The following is a 17,314-nucleotide window of genomic DNA, read 5'->3' as shown; positions in this document are numbered from 1 at the left end:
GCCCGCGTCGGCCGGCGTCGAAGATCGCCCGATATTCCGGCGCCGGGGAGGAACATCCCGATAGGCTCGGAAAACTATGCGGATCGCCAGCCTCTCCTTCCGATACGGACGGCGAGCCCCTTGGGTCCTGTCCGACGCCGGCCTGGTCCTCGATCCGGGAGACGTGGTCGAGGTCACCGGGCCCAACGGCACCGGCAAGTCGACCCTCCTGCGGCTGGTCGCCGGACTGCTCAGGCCCGTACGCGGTAGCGTCCAGGACCGCCCCCGGGTCGTCGGGTACGCCCCCGAGCGGTTCCCCGCGGACCAGCCGTTCACCGTGGCGTCCTACCTGCGGCACATGGCGGCGGTCCGGAGGGTGAGCACGGACGCGATCGGCCGATGGAGCGAACGACTCGGCATGGACCACCTGCTCGGGCAGCGCCTGCCCGACCTGTCCAAGGGCAGCGCGCACAAGGTGGGCCTCGCGCAGGCGCTGCTCGCCGAGCCGGGGCTGCTCGTGCTCGACGAGCCCTTCGCCGGTCTCGACGCCGCCACCCGGGCCGAACTCCCCAGGATCATCGGGGAGATCGGCGCGCGCGGCGGGATCGTCGTCGTGAGCGACCACCAGGGCGATCTGCGGGCCTTTCCCGGCCTGCGCCGCTGTGAGGTCCGCGACCGCGCCGTGCGGGAACTCGAGCCGGCCGAGGAGGCCGGCGAGACGGCCCTGACCGTGCTGGAGGTGGCGGTGGACGCGTCGAGGGCGGCCGAACTGGCCGACCGCCTGCGTGCCGAGGGCTGCACGGTAAACATCACGGACCGCACCTCGGCTCACGTCGCCGGGGAGGCCGCCGGATGATCTCCGTGCTCGCACTGGCGCGGTTCCGCGTCGCCGGCTACGTCGCCTCCCACCGGGCCCTGCAACCGCTCATCGGACTGCTGGCGCTGCTCGCGGTCCTCTACGCCGGCTCCATCCCCGCCGGTCAGGAGATCGGGGCCACCGCGGACTCGGCGGCCATGCTCGTGCCGGTGCTCGCCTGGGCCGCGCGTGGCCTGCTCGACACCGAGCCCGACGAGCAGCGCAGCGTCGCCCTGTCCGCGCTGGGGCCGAGGGAACTGGTGGGCGGCCTCCTGGCGGCGTTCGCGTCGCTGCTGGCGCTGGCCGCGATCGCCGAGGCCGCGCTGCTCTTCCGCCTCGCCGCCTCCCCCACGCTCGCCGTGCTCCTGACCGGGGTGTGGCTGCATCTGCTGTCCGCGACCGCGGGGCTCGCGCTCGGGGCGCTGACCAGCCGCCCGATCCTGCCCTCCCCGGCGGTCTCCACGATCGCCCTGATCCTCGGCTACCTGTCGATGCTGGTGATCAGCCTGGCCGGGGCCCGCTGGCTCACCGTGCCGGTCATGGGCTGGATGCGCGACGCCCACCACGGCGAGCTGCAGGCGAACCTGCCTCTGCTCACCGTGCAGTCGCTGCTGTGGCCCGCGGTCGGCCTGGCGGCCTACACGTGGCTGCGCCGCACCCGGCCGTGAACGGCGCTACGGCCGGGGCGCGGCGCCGTGGGCGGCGTTACGGCTGAGGCGCGGCGGCGAGCTGCCCGCACGCCCCGTCGATCTCCCGCCCCCGGGTGTCCCGTACGGTGACGGCGACGCCGTGGGACTCCAGGCGGCGGACGAACGCCCGCTCGTCCTCGGGGCGCGAGGCGGTCCACTTCGAGCCGGGCGTGGGGTTGAGCGGGATCAGGTTGACGTGCACGAGCTTGTTCTTGAGCAGGCGGCCGAGCAGGTCGGCTCGCCACTCCTGGTCGTTGATGTCCTTGATCAGGGCGTACTCGATGGACACGCGCCGCTTCGTCCTGGCCGCGTAGTCCCACGCCGCGTCGAGCACCTCGGCGACCTTCCACCGCGTGTTGATCGGCACGAGCGTGTCCCTGAGCTCGTCGTCCGGCGCGTGCAGGGAGACGGCGAGCGTCACCGGCAGGCCCTCGTCGGCGAGCTTGCCGATCGCCGGCACCAGGCCGACCGTCGAGACCGTGACCCCGCGCGCCGAGATGCCCAGGCCCTCCGGCGCCGGATCGACCAGGCGGCGGACGGCGCCGATCACGGCCTTGTAGTTGGCCATCGGCTCGCCCATGCCCATGAAGACCACGTTGGTCACCCGGCCGGGGCCGCCCGGGACCTCGCCGCGCGCCAGCGCCCGCGCGCCCGCGACGACCTGCTCGACGATCTCGGCGGTGGACATGTTGCGGGTGAGCCCGGCCTGGCCGGTCGCGCAGAACGGGCAGTTCATGCCGCATCCGGCCTGCGAGGAGACGCACATGGTGACCCGGTCGGGGTAACGCATCAGAACCGACTCGACCAGCGACCCGTCGAACAGCTTCCACAGCGTCTTGCGCGTCATGCCGCCGTCACAGGTGATCTCGCGTACGGACGTCAGCAGCGGGGGCATGAGCTGTTCGACCAGCCGCTCGCGCAGCGCGCCCGGCAGGTCGGTCATCTGCTCGGGAGAGCCGGTCAGCCGGGTGAAGTAGTGGCGGGAGAGCTGGTCGGCGCGGAACGGCTTCTCGCCGAGCTCCGCCACGGCCGCCCTGCGTTCGGCCATCGTCAGGTCGGCGAGATGGCGCTGCGGCTTGGCCCGGCGGGGCGCCACGAAGGTCAGCTGCCCGGTCTTCGGCTGCTCGCTCACGCAAAACCCTTTCCATATCCCGCGGCCGTGGTCTTAACGACTGGCGCACGCGGCTTTACATTCTGTCTGGCGGTCGAATCCCGGAGGCGTACGAGAGGTGAGGTGTGGACACCACTGTCGTGCTCACCAGCCCCAACCCCTACGGGAGCCGCACACTGACGATCGAAGCCGACCGGACCTCCTCCGTAGCTTACCTTCGCGACGCGAAGGGGATCGTCCACGGAGCGGTCTGGCTGGCCAACCACGTGCCCGCGCCCGCCGAGGCCGATGTCGCCAGGGCCAACGCGGGGCTGCCGCCGGTGATGCCCGAGGCGCACACCGCGCATCCCTCCGGCCGGCCGCCCCTCGACCCGGAGTCGCTGTCGGTGCTGTGGTTCGAGGAGGGCGACGGCGTCGCCCTGTACGAGAACGACACGCTTCTGGCGGTCATTCCGGCGTGGGCCGACATGGAGCGCGGCCTGCCCGGGTACGCGCGGGACGCCGTCGGGGAGTCGCCGTTCGCCTGGCCGCTCGGCGAGGCGCTGGAGGGCCTGTCCCCCCGGGTGGCCAAGGCCCGCGCGTACTGGCAGTGGCGACAGGCAGAGGGCAGCTGGGCCACCTACCAGCAGTTCGTGCTCGGCCACCTCGACGGCAGGCTCGGGCCGCCCGGCCGCTACTGGGACGTCGGCGGCGACCGGTTCCCCCTGGTCGGCGTCAGCGAGCGCCCGCCCACGTTCACCCGCGACTACACGGTGCTGTCCACCGTCGGCATGAGCTGTCAGCGGATGCCCGCCGCGGAGATGTACGACACGGCGTGCCGGGTGGAACTCGCGCTGGCGACCAGGCAGGATCCGAGGACGGCCGCGCGGCTGTTCGCCTGGCTCGGGCAGTATCCGTGGCGGTCGGTGACATGGCTGGGGCACGGGCACACGGCCCGCTGGTTCCAGGACCCGCTCACGTTCCCGTTGGACGGCGGGCATCAAGGGGTGCTCATGCTGGCGGACCCGCCCGGCCTACCAGACATGTCGGGATTCGTGTTCGGCGGTGACGCCGTACGGTGGCTGTGGCTTTTCCCGCTCACGGAGTCCGAGCTGCGCCTCGTGGCCGATCACGGCCACCGGGCGGTCAGCGAGCGGCTGGCGATGACCAGCCGGATCTGACCCGGCCCGGCTCGTCCCCGCGGACGTCAGGCGACCGGGACCAGCAGCGTGAGCAGCAGCCACACGGGGACCAGCGTGAACAGCAGCGAGTCGAGGCGGTCCATGGCACCGCCGTGCCCCGGCAGCAGCGTGCCCATGTCCTTGATGCCGATGTCACGCTTGATCACCGACTCGACCAGGTCGCCGAGCGTCGCGCACACGACCCCCGCGAGGCCGACGACGGCGCCCTCCCAGTATTCGCCCCGCAGCAGGAAGTGGACCAGTAACGCGCCGCCGACGACGCAGGCGAGGGTGGAGCCGGCGAAGCCCTCCCAGGTCTTCTTCGGGCTGATGAGCGGCGACATCCGGTGCCTGCCGAAGAAGATCCCGGCGAAGTACCCCCCGATGTCGCTGCACACGGTGACCGCGATGAAGACGATCACACGGTCCGATCCGTCCTTGTCGGGAGCCAGCAGCAGCGGCACGAACCCCGCGAGCAGCGCGGGGTAGACCGCGACGAACACCGCGGCGGTCGCGTCCCTGACGAAGCCTTCCGCACCCTGGAACATGCGCCACGTCAGCAGCACCATCACGGTCACGGCGAACGCGCCGACCAGGAACGACGTGCCGCCCCAGTAGGGGCCGATCACCATGGCCGCCATGCCGGCCAGCAGGGGCGGCAGCGGCACCCGGATGCCGAGACCGCCGAACGCCTTGACGAGCTCGTGAATCCCGACGCCGACGGCCACGAGGACGACGACGAGGAAGGCGACCTTTACAAAGTAGACCGAGCCGATGACCACCGCGCCCAGCGCGACGCCGACCCCCACCGCCGCGGGGAGGTTGCGCCCCGTACGGCCCGATGCCTTCTTGGCGGCATCGCCGGACGTGCCGCCCGGGGCGCCGGGGTCCGCCGGGCCCCCCACCGGGTTCCGGTCGCCGGCGGCAGCAGTTCCGTCCACAGCGTCCCACTCTCTATATACGCGTGATCCTTGTGCCGCCCGCCGTCGCGGTGCGGCACAAGGATCACGGTCATGCCGTACGGCCCCGCGTGCCGGGCCGCGACCTCAGACCTCGAGCAGCTCGGCTTCCTTGTGCTTCAGCAGCTCGTCGATCTTCGCGACGTGCTTCTGGGTGAGGTCGTCGAGCTCCTTGACCGCGCGGTGGACCTCGTCCTCGCCGGACTCGCCGTCCTTGACGAGCTTGTCGAGGATCTCCTTGGCGTGCCGGCGGATGTTCCGTACGGACACCCGGCCGTGCTCCGCCTTGTTGCGGGCGACCTTGATGTACTCCTTGCGGCGCTCCTCCGACAGCTCGGGGAACACCACGCGGATCACGGTGCCGTCGTTGCTCGGGTTGACGCCGAGGTCGCTGTCGCGGATGGCCCTCTCGACCGCGTTCAGCGAGCCCTTGTCGTACGGCTGCACGAGCACCATGCGCGCCTCGGGGACATGGAACGACGCGAGCTGCTGAATCGGCGTCGGCGACCCGTAGTAGTCAACGTTGATCTTGTTGAACATCGAGGGCGTCACACGGCCGGTGCGGATGCTCGCGAAGTCGTCCTTGGCGACCGTCACCGCCTTGTCCATCTTCTCCTCGGCCTCGAGGAGGGTTTCGTCGATCACTGCGGCTCCCTACTTCCCTGCCGGACTCACCAGCGTGCCGATCTTCTCACCACGAACCGCCCGGAGGATGTTGCCCTCGCCCATGAGATCGAAGACCACGATGGGCAGGCCGTTGTCCATGCACAGGCTGATCGCGGTGGCGTCCATGACCCCGAGACCCCGCGTCAGCACCTCACCGTACTCAAGCTGATCGAACCGGACCGCGTCGGGGTTCTTGCGCGGATCCGAGTCGTACACGCCGTCGACCTGAGTGCCCTTGAGCAACGCCTCGGCGCCGATCTCCAGCGCCCGCTGCGCGGCGCAGGTGTCGGTCGAGAAGAACGGCGAGCCGAGCCCCGCGCCGAAGATGACCACGCGCCCCTTCTCCAGGTGTCGGATCGCCCGGCGCGGCAGGAACGGCTCGGCCACCTGCTGCATCGTGATCGCGGTCTGCACGCGGGTGTCGATGCCGCGCTTCTCCAGGAAGTCCTGCAGGGCGAGACAGTTGATGACGGTCCCGAGCATGCCCATGTAGTCGGCCCGCGCGCGGTCCATGCCGCCCTGCGACAGCGCCGCGCCGCGGAACATGTTCCCTCCGCCGACGACGACCGCCACCTGGACGCCCTCACGGACCGCTTCTGCGACCGAGTCCGCCAGCTGGGCGACGACACGCGGGTCGATCCCGAGCGACTCGCCGCCGGCGAACGCCTCGCCCGACAGCTTCAGCATCACCCGCTTCCAGCGCAGCGGCCCGTCGTACGACGAAGCCGCCGGCGTGGCGGGTCTGGTGTTCTCCTGCACGGCGGCGGCCTCCTCGGGTGTCAGCGTGGATCGGAAAGCTCCTGGCTGTAAGCCTAAGCCTGGCCGACCTTGTAGCGGGTGAAGGCCAGCACCTTGACGCCGGCCTCGTCCGCGACCTTCTCGATCGTCTTCTTGTTGTCCTTCACGAACGCCTGCTGCAGCAGGGTGAAGTCCTTGTACCAGCCGTTGACCCGGCCGTCGACGATCTTCGGGATGGCGGCCTCGGGCTTGCCCTCCTCGCGGGTCATCTGCTCGAACAGCGACCGCTCCTTCTCGATGACGTCGGCGGGAACGTCCGCGGGGCTGACGTACTTCGGCGCCATCGCGGCGGTGTGCTGGGCGATGTCCTTGGCGACCTCGGCGTTCGGCTTGTCGAGCTGCACGAGCACACCGACGGCCGGCGGGAGCTGCGGGTCGGTCTTGTGCATGTAGGAGGCGATGTAGCCGCCCTCCAGCAGCGAGAACCGGCGGATCTCGATCTTCTCGCCGAGCGCCGCGTTGGCCTCGTCGAGCAGCTCCTTGACCGTCTTGCCGTTCACCTGGGACTCGAGCAGGGTCGGCACGTCGTTGGGCTTGGTCGCGACGATGTGCGCGACGATCTCGCCCGCGAGCTCCTGGAAGCGCTCGTTCTTGGCGACGAAGTCGGTCTCGCAGTTGAGCTCCAGCAGCGCGGCGAGGGAGTCGCCCTCGTGCTTGACGGCGACCAGGCCGTTCGACGCGGTGCGGGCCTCGCGCTTGCCGACGTCCTTGGCGCCCTTCAGGCGCAGGATGTCGACGGCCTTGTCGAAGTCGCCCTCGGACTCCTCGAGCGCCTTCTTGCAGTCCATCATGCCGGCGGCGGTCAGCTCACGAAGGCGCTTGACGTCGGCCATGTTTACGGAAGCCATTGTCCAATTTCCTCTTCGGGACCCGGATGCGAATCGTCTGGGGGGCGGGCGCCGGTACCGGGCGCCCGCCCGGTGAAACCCTCAGCACGGCGGGCGTCGCCCTACCGCACCGGAACCAGGTCGCTGCCTGGGGGATCCCCGCCTGTCGCGGACGCCCGGAGGCGCCGCGCCCGACGGAGACCCGTGGTCGTTCCTCAGGCCTGCTCGTCCTGCGCGGGCTGCTCGGCGGCCGGAGCCTCAGCGGCCTCGGCGGCCGGAGCCTCGGCGGTCTCGGCAGCGGGAGCCTCGGCGGTCTCGGCGGCCGGAGCGGCCTCGCCACCCTCGAGGAGCTCGCGCTCCCACTCGGCCAGCGGCTCGGCGGCGGCGACGCCCGCGGGCTTCTCGTCACCGCGGCCGGCGCCCGCACGGGTCATGAGGCCGTCGGCGACGGCGTCGGCGATCACGCGAGTGAGGAGGCTGACGGCGCGGATCGCGTCGTCGTTGCCCGGGATCGGGTAGTCGACCTCGTCCGGGTCGCAGTTGGTGTCCAGAATCGCGACGACCGGGATGCCGAGCTTCTTGGCCTCGTTGATCGCGATGTGCTCCTTCTTGGTGTCCACGACCCAGACCGCGCTCGGGACGCGGGCCATGTCACGGATACCGCCGAGGGTGCGCTCCAGCTTCTCCTTCTCGCGGCGGCGCATCAGGAGCTCCTTCTTGGTGAGCCCGGAGCCGGCCACGTTGTCGAAGTCGAGCTCCTCGAGCTCCTTCAGGCGCTGGAGCCTCTTGTGCACGGTGGAGAAGTTGGTGAGCATGCCGCCCAGCCAGCGCTGGTTCACGTACGGCATGCCGACGCGCGACGCCTGCTCGACGATCGACTCCTGCGCCTGCTTCTTCGTGCCGATGAACATGATGGTGCCGCCGTGCGCGACGGTCTCCTTCACGAAGTCGTAGGCACGGTCGATGAACGACAGCGACTTCTGCAGGTCGATGATGTAGATGCCGTTGCGCTCGGTGAAGATGAAGCGCTTCATCTTCGGGTTCCACCGGCGGGTCTGGTGGCCGAAGTGAACGCCGCTCTCCAGCAGCTGCCGCATGGTGACGACAGGGGCCATGGTGATGGTCCTCCATGGTCGTGTGCCCTCGGGCACGGTCTCGGTTGGACACGCGGACGTCTTGCCCGCGCCCTGACGCCCCGGGCCGCCTCCACCGGACAGGGTCCGGACCGAGAATGCGGCTCGTGAGTGGGCGTGCGAATTCGGCCCGCCTAGCAGGCCGCCGAACAGTCTACCCGGATCCGCCTCTTCAGTTGACCCTCGCCGGGTCAGCGCGGGGCCCATGCCGCGGGGTGCTCCCCCTGCCGGGGCGGCGGGGTCGTCCAGCGCGGCCGCGCCCCGTCGACGGCGCCGGGCGGCGTCACATAGGTGAGCGTGCCGAAGGGGCTGTCCATCGTCGCCAGCAGGTCGTCCACCCGGGGCCGCCCCACACCCGCCGGGTCGATCCTGCCGAGATCGTCGAGCCACGCCGCGGTCCTGGCCAGCGACACCTCGACGTGCCAGGAACCGCCCTCGGCCGCCCGCCGGAGCAGCGCGGCGACCGCGCCGAACGCCGCCAGGTAGCCGGTGCCGTGGTCGAGGGCCTGCGCGGGCAGCGGGCTGGGCCGCCGGCCGTCGCCGTTCTCATGGGCGATCCCACAGGCCATCTGGACGAGGCTGTCGAACCCCCTTCTCGAGGCCCACGGCCCACGCGTGCCGTACGCGGAGATGTCGACGCACACGATGCCCGGCCTCAGGGCGGCGAGGTCGTCAGGTCCGAAGCCCCTGGCACGCAGGGCCCCGGGCCGGTACGCCTGGACGACCACGTCGGCCCGGCGGACCAGCTCCCGCAGCGTGTCCGCCTCGGATCGCAGGTCGATATGGCACGACCGCTTGCCGAACGCCGTCTCCACCACGAGCCCCGGCACCTCGGGCAGGTGTGCGGCGCCCACACGCAGGACGTCCGCGCCGTAGCCCGCGAGCGCCCGCGCGGCCACCGGCCCGGCGATCACGCGGGTCAGGTCGAGCACGCGTATGCCGCCGAGCGGGCGCTCCGGCCCGGCCGCCGGGCCCTCGGGGAGGCCGCCCGGCACATGCCCGGCCGGGATGCGGGCGTCGCCGTCACCGCCATTCCCGTCGCCGCCGTTCCCGCCCCGGCTCACCCGGCCGTTTCCGTCGGGCAGCGGGGAGACGCCGACGAGAGGAAGGCCGGCCAGCGCCCGCGCCTGGGGGTGCGCGAGCCACTCGGCCCTGGTCCGCATCGCCGCAGCGCAGCCTCCCTCGCCGATCACCGCCTCCTCGATCTCCACCGCCGTACGGCCCGCACAGGCCCTCCCGACGTCGTCACCGTCCGAGCCGGGGGGCAGCCCGAGCGCGCGCAGGGCGGCGTCACGGTGGTGGTCGAAGTTGCAGTGCAGCCGGACCCAGCCGTCCGACGTGCGGTAGTCCCCGGACAGCGCGGCCCAGACGTCCATGCCCTTCCCCTCGGCGCGGAAATGCCGCTCGCTCTGGAAGGCCACGGCGGCGTGGCGGACATCGATCGTCACCTGCGGATCGCGGTGCGCGGCGCGCGACGCCTCCCTGCCGCCGGTCCCTTCCTCCGCCCTCCCCCGAGTTTGGGCGGCGTAGGCGGCCACGGCCGCGGTCAGGGCGCCGGCCGAGGCCGCGGCCATCGTGCCGAGGGGGAAGACGGACGGCAGCACGGGGTCGTCGCCGACGACCTGGACCTCGGGCAGGGCGACCCCGGCGCTCGCGCCCAGATCCCTGATCAGTTTCGCGGTCACCGCCGGCTCCTCACTTCCGATGCCCACGGGGGGCCGATGCCCGGCGGCGTGCTCCTCACGAGCGATCTTGGTCACCCGCTTGCCGCGTCACCCGCCCTCCGGACCCGGCAAGTATCCATGCCGGTCCCAGCCTGCCCGCGACCGCCCCTCCCGCTCCGCTCCCCGCCCCTCCCGCTTCCGCTCCCCGCCTCGCCTGTGGACGGCGGGAGCGTTCTCCCGATGCCCACCTGCGCTTACCTCCGCTCGTCCACAGCCGCGGAATCGCGCGGCGACTTTTTCCACAGAAGGCGGTTCGGTAGCACGGGCAGGCGACCGCTTCGGCGAGTGTCTGCGCCGGAGGTGGTCCCATGGCGGCGAAGGATCGGCTGGGCAGACAGGGCGAGCAGCTCGCCGTGACCTTTCTGACGGCGAAGGGCATGCGCGTGATCGACCGCAATTGGCGCTGCGCGGAGGGCGAGATCGACATCGTCGCCCGTGAGGGGAACGCGCTGGTGATCGTGGAGGTCAAGACCCGCTCCGGGCGCCGCCACGGCACCGCTTTCGAGGCGGTGACCGGTGAGAAGCTGCTGCGCCTGCGGACACTGGCCCGCAGGTGGCTGGCCACGCACACCGAGCGCTTCGACACGATACGGGTCGACGTGATCGCGATCGAGCGGTTCGCCGGCGACTTCTCCCTCAGGCACGAACGCGGGGTGGTCTGAGATGCCCGTCGCCCGGACGCACTGTGTCGCTCTCGTGGGCGTCACCGGACGCCTCGTGGAGGTCGAGGCCGACGTGGGCCCCGGCATCGCCGGAACCCATTTCATCGGGCTTCTCGACACGGCGATCAGCGAAGCCCGGGGCCGCGTGCGGTCCGCGTTGATCAACAGCAGGTTCGCCTGGCCCGACGCACGGGTCACCGTGAGCCTGTTTCCCGCCACCCTGCCCAAGCGGGGATCGATCTTCGACCTGGCCATCGCGATCGCGGTGCTCGGCGCGGCCGGTGCCGTGCCCGCGCAGCGAATCGCGGCGCCGATGTTCTTCGGCGAGCTCGGGCTCGACGGGCGGGTCCGACCGGTCAGAGGCGTGCTGCCGGCCGCGCTCGCCGCCGCCGGGGCGGGGGTGCGCATGGTCGTGGTGCCCGCGCTCAACGCGGCCGAGGCCGCTCTCGTGCCCGATCTCACCGTGGTGCCCGTGGCCTCTCTCGGCGAACTGGTGGGGTGGCTGCGCTCGGGCGACCTGCACCGGCTTCCGGTGGTGGCGGACGCCGCCTCACTGTCGCAGGACGCCGATCACATCGAGCGCGCCGAGCACAGCGAGCACGCCGAAGGCACGCAGAGGCCGGACCTGTGCGACGTCGCGGGGCAGCCGATGGGCCGCAAGGCGCTGGAGGTGTGCGCGGCGGGAGGGCACAACCTCTGGATGCTGGGCCCGCCGGGAAGCGGCAAGACCATGCTCGCCGAGCGCCTGCCGACCCTCCTGCCACCGCTCGACCAGGAGAAGGCCCTGGAGGTCTCGGCCATCCACTCGGTGGCGGGAACGCTGCCGCCGGGGCGTCCGCTGCTCGCCCGGCCTCCCTTCGTCGCCCCGCATCACAGCGCGACGATGGCCGCCGTCGTCGGCGGCGGCAGCGGAGGCGTCGTGCGGCCCGGGGCGGTGTCGCTCGCGCACCGGGGTGTGCTCTTTCTCGACGAGGCGCCCGAGTTCGCGATGACCGTGCTCGACTCCCTGCGGCAGCCCCTCGAGTCGGGAACGGTGACGATCGCGCGTGCGGTCGGCACCGTCACCTTTCCCGCGCGGTTCATGCTGGTCCTGGCCGCCAATCCGTGTCCCTGCGGCCTTCAGGGAACGGTCGGGCACCCCTGCAGGTGCACCCCCGCGGGCCGGCGCCGCTATCTCGACCGGCTGTCGGGGCCGCTGCTGGACCGTGTCGACGTGAAGGTGAAGATCGGCCGGGCCACCCGCGCCGAGTTGCTCGCGGACCGGCACTTCGTGGAGACCAGCGCGACCGTGGCCGCGCGGGTGAGGCTGGCGCGCGAGCGAGCCGTCAGGCGACTGGCCGGCACCCCCTGGCGCACGAACGCCGAGGTGTCCTCATCCGCGTTACACCGTGATCTCCGCCTGCCCGACGCCGCGATGGCCCCGCTGCGTCGAGGTCTCGATGTGGGCACGCTCAGCGCGCGCGGCCTGGATCGCGTGCTCCGCATCTCCTGGACGCTCGCGGACCTCGCGGGCGAGGACCGTCCGGGCCAGGCCGAGACGTCGGCGGCCCTCGCACTGTGGCTCGGAGTGGATTGATGGAAGCGACCGAACTGCCCACCCCCGGCGACGCCCCGGCCGGTGACGTCGGTGACGCGGCCGGGCTGGGCGATGCCGAACGGCCGGCCCGCGTGGCGATCATGCGGATGGCCGAGGCGGGCGACGCGGTGATGGGCCGCTTGATCGCCCGTTTTGGCGCGGTGGACGCGATGAAGCAGGCGAGACGCGGCGTGCTGGACCCCGGCTTCGCACGTGACGAGAAGGACCGCGCAGAGGCGTCCAGGCGTCACCTGGATCTCGGCCGGCACGCGGCCGCCTGGGCCGCCCGCTACATCGATCCGGCAGATGACCTGGAGCAGGGCACGCGGCGAGGATCGCGTCTCGTCGTTCCTGGTGACGTCGAATGGCCGACCCAGCTCGACGATCTCGGCGACGCCCGGCCGTTCGGACTGTGGGTGGACGGACGGGCGAACCTGCGGTTCTCCTGCCTGCGCTCGGTCTCCGTCGTCGGGGCCAGGGCCGCGACCGCGTACGGCACGACCGTGGCGGCGGAGTTCGCCATCAGTCTCGGCGGACGGGGATGGACGGTGATCAGCGGCGGCGCCTACGGAATCGACGGCGCCGCGCACCGGGGGGCGCTGGCCTCCGGAGCGCCGACGGTCGTCGTGCTCGCCTGCGGAACGGACGTGTGTTATCCGAGCGCGCACGAGGACCTCTTCCGGGCCGTGCGCGAGCGGGGCGTGGTGATCAGCGAGTGGCCTCCGGGCGCTCACCCCACCCGGCTGCGTTTCCTCATCCGCAACCGGGTGATCGCCGCCCTGTCCCGGGGGACGGTCGTCATCCAGGCAGCCGCGCGCAGCGGTGCGCTCAACACGGCCACGCACGCCTGGAGCCTGAACAGGCACCTGATGGCCGTGCCCGGTCCCATCACCACCGAGGTCTCCACGGGCTGCCACGTCCTGATCCGTCAGGGCAAGGCCGTCTGCGTCACCTCGCCAGACGAGATCATCGAGCTCGTCGGCTCCATCGGCGACGATCTCGCGCCGGAACAACGCGGCCCCGTGCGGCCTCGTGACGGGCTGAACGACGAGACCAGGCGCGTGCTGGAGGCGATTCCCGCACGGGGTGCCACCGGTCCCGCCGCGATCGCCGTGGCCGCCGGGGTCGACATCGGGACGGCGCTCGCCTGCCTCGGCGCTCTGGCCGCCGCGGGGTTCGTCGAGAACGTGGACCGGGGGTGGCGGCTGCGGCCCGCCGCGCGCCTCTGACGGACGCCTTTGACAGGCGCCCTTCGACGGGCGCCTTCGACGGGCGGCGCCGGATTCCCGGCCGTCACGGCGAATAGCATGCGATCGTGGCCGTGTCTCCTTCTCCACTTGAGCCCACGGAAACGGACCGCGTGCGTCGGGTGCGGCCCGGGGGGAAGTGGAAAGGGGCAAAGGACGACCGGTCCGCGCCGTCGCGTGGCCGGGACGACGAGAGCCACCGGGCTCCGGCTCGGCGCGGCGGCCCCGGGGCGAGCCGGGAGCGAGGAGGAAGGACATCGTGGCAGCGGGTGAAGAGCGGGCACTCGGGGAGTTCGACACCGCCCTGGAGCAGTTCGAGCGGCATCTGCGTCTTGAGCGAGACCTGTCGCCGCACACGCTCAGGGCGTATCTCGGGGACATCTCCTCGCTGTTCGCGCACATGAGGAACGCGGGGCACGAGGACGTGTCCGCTCTCGACGTCACCGTCCTGCGCGACTGGCTGGGCGACCAGCACCAGAGCGGCCGGTCGCGGGCGACGCTGGCCCGCCGCTCCGCCTGTGCCCGGGTCTTCACCGCCTTCTGCCATCGGCGAGGGTGGCTGGCGAGTGACCCCGGGTTGCTCCTCGGCACGGCCAAGGCCGAACGCCGGCTGCCGAAAGTGCTGGACCAGGCCGAAGCCGAGGCGGTCCTCGGCACACAGGGGCCGGGCGACCCCAAGGACCTGCGCGACCGGGCGATGCTGGAGCTGCTGTACGCGACCGGCGTGCGGGTGAGCGAGTTGTGCGGCCTCGACGTGGACGACGTGGATCGGGACCGTCGCACGGTCCGCGTGCTGGGCAAGGGACGCAGGGAGCGGACCGTGCCCTTCGGGCTGCCCGCCCTGCACGCCCTGGACGCGTGGTGCGTGCGGGGCAGGCCCCTGTGGCTTCGCGAGGGAAGCGGCCCCGCGCTCTTCCTCGGCACCCGGGGAGGCCGGATCGACCAGGGCACCGTCCGGCGCGTCGTGCACGCCCGCCTGGCGCGGGTCGAGGGAACCCCCGACATGGGCCCGCACGGGCTGCGGCATACCGCCGCCACTCACCTGCTCGAAGGTGGAGCCGACCTACGATCCGTGCAGGAGATGCTCGGGCACGCCTCCCTGGCCACCACGCAGATCTACACCCACGTGTCCATCGAGCGGCTGCGGGCCGCCTACCGCCAGGCCCATCCCCGCGCCTGAGCACGGCGGACGCGGGACGCCGTCCGCGGCGCCCCGGTCGTCGGCCGGCCCGGTGGTCACGCGCCTTCCGCTCATCGTGTCGTCTCGTGGGCCGCGCCGACGGGCCACCGCGGCAGAAGGCGGACCTGCCCCCTGCCGAACAGGAGAAGCGGGTCAAGGTAGACAGGCCCGCGCAGGAGCCCCCAATGCAGGCAGGAGACGGCACAGTGTGGGCAGGAGACGGTGCAGTGCGGGCCGGTGTCCTCCTCGACCGTGCCGATGACCTCCCCGGCCGCGACGACATCGCCGGGCCGGACCAGGGCGCGGACCGGCAGGTAGGTGGTGCGCAGGCCACCGGAGTGCGAGATCGTCACGACCCCTCGCCCGGCGACCCGCTTCGCCAGCCCGACGATTCCCGGCCCCACGGCCAGGACCTCCTCACCGGGCCGCGCGGACAGGTCCACGCCCCGGTGACCGGCCAGCCACCGCTGCTCCGGCGGGTCGAAGGGCCTGATCGGACGGGCCGGCCCTGAGAGCGGCCACCGCCAGCCGCCGGACGACTCTCCCCGCGATGCCGGTGAGCGCGACGCGGCCGGCTCCACGGGCCGGGGCGCCGAAGCCTCCGCGGCCCCCGGCGCCCTCGCCGTCGCGACCGCGTACGGCTCCACGGGGCCTTCGGCCGCCACGGCTCTGATGGCGCCGGGTGGCCGGGCGAGGGCGGCGATCAGCAGGGCCGACAGGAATACGAACGGCAGGACGACGGACGCGACGAGACGCATGCCATGACGATGCGCCTCGCGGGTCCCGCGCCGAGCGGCCGAACGGCGTTCTGGGGACAAGCCCCGCCGGCGGGCCTGTCCGCACGATCAGCTGGAGAAGCCCTCCTTGGGCATCTCGAGGTCGGGCTTGGCCAGCTCCTCGACGTTGACGTCCTTGAAGGTCACGACCCGCACGTTCTTCACGAAGCGGGCTGGGCGGTACATGTCCCAGACCCAGGCGTCCTGCATCTTGACGTCGAAGAAGACGTCACCGTTTTCCGCGGTGCGGACGTCGAGGTCGACGGAGTTGGTGAGATAGAAGCGCCGCTCGGTCTCGACCACGTAGGTGAACAGGCCGACCACGTCGCGGTACTCCCGGTAGAGCTGCAGCTCCATCTCGGTCTCGTACTTTTCGAGATCTTCCGCGCTCATCCCGGTCCTCCTTCTCCGCTCCCCGTCGAGATCGCCCGTCGTGACCGGCCCCGTTCAGCAGACACCGGCCTCGACCTCATTCTCGCGCATGTCCTCATCCTGCCCCGTCCACAGGCTTTCGGCCGGGATCCGTGTCCCACGAGTCACCCTGGCCACCGTCACGAACGAGAACCGGTGGTGGGGGCTCGGCCCGTGCCGGGCCAGGGCCCGCCGATGGCCGGGGGTCACGTAGCCCTTGTGCAGGGCGAAGCCGTACTGCGGGTAGACCTCGTCGAGGCCGTACATCAGCCGGTCCCTCGTCACCTTGGCCACGATCGACGCCGCCGCCACGCACGCGGCGACCTGGTCGCCCTTCCACACCGCCAGCGACGGCGCGGGCAGCCCCGCCACCGGGAAACCGTCCACGAGGACGTAGCCGGGGACGAGCCCCAGCCCGGCGACGGCCCGCCGCATCCCCGCGATGTTGCACTTGTGCAGGCCGCGCGAGTCGATCTCCTCGGGAGGGATCACCACCACGTTCACGGCCCGGGCGGTCGCCGTGATCCGCTCGTAGAGGCGCTCGCGCACGGCCTCGGTCAGGAGCTTGGAATCGCTCAGACCGTCGATCTCCCGCCCCAGCACGACCGCGGCGACGACCAGCGGCCCGGCGCAGGCGCCGCGACCGGCCTCGTCCACCCCGGCGACCGGCGTGAAGCCCCGCCGGGCCAGGGCCCGCTCGTAGCCGTAGAGTCCGGAGTCCCGTCGTACGACACTCGGGCGCGGGCGATAGGCAGCTGTCATGTCGACAAGCAGATTACGCCCCATTCGGGACCGGCGATACGGCCGGAACCACCACCAACAGCAAAGCCGCAGGTCAGATCAGCGTACGACGGAGAAAGTCTCAGGCTGGGACAGGAGCGAGATCCGGTTCAGCGGCCAGTAGCGCAGGAACGCCCGCCCGTAGACGTCGTCCTCGGAGACCGTGCCCTGGTGTCCGTCTTCGACGTTGTAGCGCGAGTCCGCCGAATTGTTCCGGTGGTCGCCCATCAGCCACAACCGCCCCTTGGGGACCTTGACATCGAACTCGATGGTGGAGGGCTCTGCCCCCGGGTAGAGGTACTTGCCCTCCTCGTCCAGCGGCGTCCCGTTCACGGTGATGCGGTGCTTGGCGTCGCAGCACTTCACATGGTCGCCGCCGACCCCGATCACCCGCTTGATCGTGTCCTCGCCGTTCCAGCCCTTGAAGACCACGATGTCGCCGCGCTCCACCGGCCCGAACTTGTACGCGAGCTTGTTGACCACCACGTAGTCGTCGACCAGGAGCGTGTTCTGCATCGACTCCGACGGGATCCAGAACGACTGCAGCAGGAAGGTGTGGACCAGCAGCGCGACGACGACCCCGCCGAGCGAGTACGCGAGGATCTCCAGAAGGCCGGAGCCCTTCTTCTTCGCGGGCCTGCCCTTCTTCTTCTCCCCGGCGGCCGGCTCGTCCTCGCCCCCGCCCTCGGCAGGCTCCGCCGGATCTTCCGGAACGCCGTCCGCGGACCCCACCGGCCCGGCGGTTCCTAAGCGGCTTTCGTCGGCCTTCCCCACGCCTGT

At 71.7% G+C, this 17,314-nt stretch carries 18 protein-coding genes; 7 read left to right on the top strand and 11 right to left on the bottom strand.

The genetic code is table 11. From position 1 onward, the window contains the following. Positions 1-76 precede the first annotated feature (76 nt). Together ACQPZZ_RS10915 and ACQPZZ_RS10910 are read left to right on the top strand one after the other, a co-directional pair. The gene (locus ACQPZZ_RS10915; protein ID WP_432931252.1) at positions 77-835 is read left to right on the top strand and encodes an ABC transporter ATP-binding protein; all 759 of its coding nucleotides are present in this window, start codon (positions 77-79) and stop codon (positions 833-835) included. Continuing rightward, complete coding sequence (locus tag ACQPZZ_RS10910; RefSeq protein WP_432931250.1) at positions 832-1,503, top strand: hypothetical protein; 672 nt, start codon at positions 832-834, stop codon at positions 1,501-1,503. Before ACQPZZ_RS10915 ends, ACQPZZ_RS10910 begins: the two co-directional genes overlap by 4 nt. Before the next feature lie 37 nt (positions 1,504-1,540). Here ACQPZZ_RS10910 and rlmN read toward each other — a convergent pair whose 3' ends face one another. Next, positions 1,541-2,656 (bottom strand): 23S rRNA (adenine(2503)-C(2))-methyltransferase RlmN, encoded by a 1,116-nt coding sequence (rlmN, locus tag ACQPZZ_RS10905; protein WP_346229861.1) that lies wholly within the window; start codon positions 2,654-2,656, stop codon positions 1,541-1,543. Positions 2,657-2,760: 104 nt separating this feature from the next. On the opposite strand from rlmN, the gene ACQPZZ_RS10900 reads away from it, so the two are divergent. Further along, the gene (locus ACQPZZ_RS10900) at positions 2,761-3,795 is read left to right on the top strand and encodes a suppressor of fused domain protein (RefSeq protein WP_432931248.1); all 1,035 of its coding nucleotides are present in this window, start codon (positions 2,761-2,763) and stop codon (positions 3,793-3,795) included. A 26-nt stretch (positions 3,796-3,821) separates the two neighbouring features. Here ACQPZZ_RS10900 and ACQPZZ_RS10895 read toward each other — a convergent pair whose 3' ends face one another. The 6 genes from ACQPZZ_RS10895 to ACQPZZ_RS10870 form a co-directional block, all read right to left on the bottom strand. Further along, positions 3,822-4,736, bottom strand: coding sequence for a phosphatidate cytidylyltransferase (locus ACQPZZ_RS10895; protein ID WP_432931246.1), 915 nt, complete (start codon positions 4,734-4,736; stop codon positions 3,822-3,824). Positions 4,737-4,841: 105 nt separating this feature from the next. After that, the gene (gene frr / locus ACQPZZ_RS10890) at positions 4,842-5,399 is read right to left on the bottom strand and encodes a ribosome recycling factor (RefSeq protein ID WP_432931245.1); all 558 of its coding nucleotides are present in this window, start codon (positions 5,397-5,399) and stop codon (positions 4,842-4,844) included. A gap of 9 nt (positions 5,400-5,408) precedes the next feature. Beyond that, on the bottom strand, positions 5,409-6,179 hold the full coding sequence (pyrH, locus tag ACQPZZ_RS10885) for a UMP kinase (protein WP_111701993.1): 771 nt from the start codon (positions 6,177-6,179) through the stop codon (positions 5,409-5,411). Positions 6,180-6,232: 53 nt separating this feature from the next. Next, positions 6,233-7,066 carry a translation elongation factor Ts gene (gene tsf, locus ACQPZZ_RS10880; RefSeq protein ID WP_363647249.1) on the bottom strand — a complete coding sequence of 278 codons (834 nt, stop codon included), beginning with the start codon at positions 7,064-7,066 and terminating at the stop codon, positions 6,233-6,235. Positions 7,067-7,260: 194 nt separating this feature from the next. Further along, a complete protein-coding gene (gene rpsB, locus ACQPZZ_RS10875; protein ID WP_432931242.1) occupies positions 7,261-8,160 on the bottom strand; it encodes a 30S ribosomal protein S2 in 900 nt (299 codons plus the stop codon). 209 nt (positions 8,161-8,369) lie between these two features. Continuing rightward, complete coding sequence (locus tag ACQPZZ_RS10870; RefSeq protein WP_432931240.1) at positions 8,370-9,863, bottom strand: CoA transferase; 1,494 nt, start codon at positions 9,861-9,863, stop codon at positions 8,370-8,372. 347 nt (positions 9,864-10,210) lie between these two features. Here ACQPZZ_RS10870 and ACQPZZ_RS10865 point away from each other — a divergent pair, with 347 nt between their 5' ends. From ACQPZZ_RS10865 to ACQPZZ_RS10850, 4 genes are all read left to right on the top strand, one after another. Then, positions 10,211-10,564 (top strand): YraN family protein, encoded by a 354-nt coding sequence (locus ACQPZZ_RS10865; RefSeq protein WP_363647252.1) that lies wholly within the window; start codon positions 10,211-10,213, stop codon positions 10,562-10,564. Position 10,565: 1 nt separating this feature from the next. Continuing rightward, positions 10,566-12,140: a YifB family Mg chelatase-like AAA ATPase gene (locus ACQPZZ_RS10860; protein WP_432931238.1), complete on the top strand. Its 1,575-nt coding sequence runs from the start codon at positions 10,566-10,568 to the stop codon at positions 12,138-12,140. Then, complete coding sequence (gene dprA / locus ACQPZZ_RS10855) at positions 12,140-13,369, top strand: DNA-processing protein DprA (protein WP_432931236.1); 1,230 nt, start codon at positions 12,140-12,142, stop codon at positions 13,367-13,369. Before ACQPZZ_RS10860 ends, dprA begins: the two co-directional genes overlap by 1 nt. A gap of 274 nt (positions 13,370-13,643) precedes the next feature. After that, complete coding sequence (locus ACQPZZ_RS10850) at positions 13,644-14,567, top strand: tyrosine recombinase XerC (RefSeq protein WP_432934345.1); 924 nt, start codon at positions 13,644-13,646, stop codon at positions 14,565-14,567. Between the two features lie 71 nt (positions 14,568-14,638). Here ACQPZZ_RS10850 and ACQPZZ_RS10845 read toward each other — a convergent pair whose 3' ends face one another. The 4 genes from ACQPZZ_RS10845 to lepB form a co-directional block, all read right to left on the bottom strand. Further along, positions 14,639-15,325, bottom strand: a complete 687-nt coding sequence (locus ACQPZZ_RS10845) for a M23 family metallopeptidase (RefSeq protein ID WP_432931234.1) — start codon at positions 15,323-15,325, stop codon at positions 14,639-14,641. 87 nt (positions 15,326-15,412) lie between these two features. Then, the gene (locus tag ACQPZZ_RS10840) at positions 15,413-15,736 is read right to left on the bottom strand and encodes a DUF2469 domain-containing protein (RefSeq protein ID WP_030511723.1); all 324 of its coding nucleotides are present in this window, start codon (positions 15,734-15,736) and stop codon (positions 15,413-15,415) included. 54 nt (positions 15,737-15,790) lie between these two features. After that, entirely contained in the window at positions 15,791-16,516 is a 726-nt protein-coding gene (locus ACQPZZ_RS10835) for a ribonuclease HII (RefSeq protein WP_363647257.1), read from the bottom strand. A 78-nt stretch (positions 16,517-16,594) separates the two neighbouring features. Continuing rightward, positions 16,595-17,308: a signal peptidase I gene (gene lepB, locus ACQPZZ_RS10830; RefSeq protein ID WP_432931232.1), complete on the bottom strand. Its 714-nt coding sequence runs from the start codon at positions 17,306-17,308 to the stop codon at positions 16,595-16,597. Between the last annotated feature and the right edge of the window lie 6 nt (positions 17,309-17,314).

This window comes from Microbispora sp. CA-135349 (genome assembly GCF_050947365.1).
GTDB lineage: Bacteria > Actinomycetota > Actinomycetes > Streptosporangiales > Streptosporangiaceae > Microbispora.
Note: the sequence above shows the minus strand (reverse complement) of the source record. Positions and strands in the feature narration are given on the sequence as shown.

Bases quoted from the DNA above. Each gene is read 5' to 3' on its own strand.
- tsf (WP_363647249.1), bottom strand. From the start codon at position 7,066: ATGGCTTCCGTAAACATGGCCGACGTCAAGCGCCTTCGTGAGCTGACC.
- ACQPZZ_RS10860 (WP_432931238.1), top strand. From the start codon at position 10,566: ATGCCCGTCGCCCGGACGCACTGTGTCGCTCTCGTGGGCGTCACCGGA.
- ACQPZZ_RS10840 (WP_030511723.1), bottom strand. From the start codon at position 15,736: ATGAGCGCGGAAGATCTCGAAAAGTACGAGACCGAGATGGAGCTGCAG.
- rpsB (WP_432931242.1), bottom strand. From the start codon at position 8,160: ATGGCCCCTGTCGTCACCATGCGGCAGCTGCTGGAGAGCGGCGTTCAC.
- ACQPZZ_RS10915 (WP_432931252.1), top strand. From the start codon at position 77: ATGCGGATCGCCAGCCTCTCCTTCCGATACGGACGGCGAGCCCCTTGG.
- ACQPZZ_RS10845 (WP_432931234.1), bottom strand. From the start codon at position 15,325: ATGCGTCTCGTCGCGTCCGTCGTCCTGCCGTTCGTATTCCTGTCGGCC.
- ACQPZZ_RS10835 (WP_363647257.1), bottom strand. From the start codon at position 16,516: ATGACAGCTGCCTATCGCCCGCGCCCGAGTGTCGTACGACGGGACTCC.
- dprA (WP_432931236.1), top strand. From the start codon at position 12,140: ATGGAAGCGACCGAACTGCCCACCCCCGGCGACGCCCCGGCCGGTGAC.
- ACQPZZ_RS10865 (WP_363647252.1), top strand. From the start codon at position 10,211: ATGGCGGCGAAGGATCGGCTGGGCAGACAGGGCGAGCAGCTCGCCGTG.
- ACQPZZ_RS10910 (WP_432931250.1), top strand. From the start codon at position 832: ATGATCTCCGTGCTCGCACTGGCGCGGTTCCGCGTCGCCGGCTACGTC.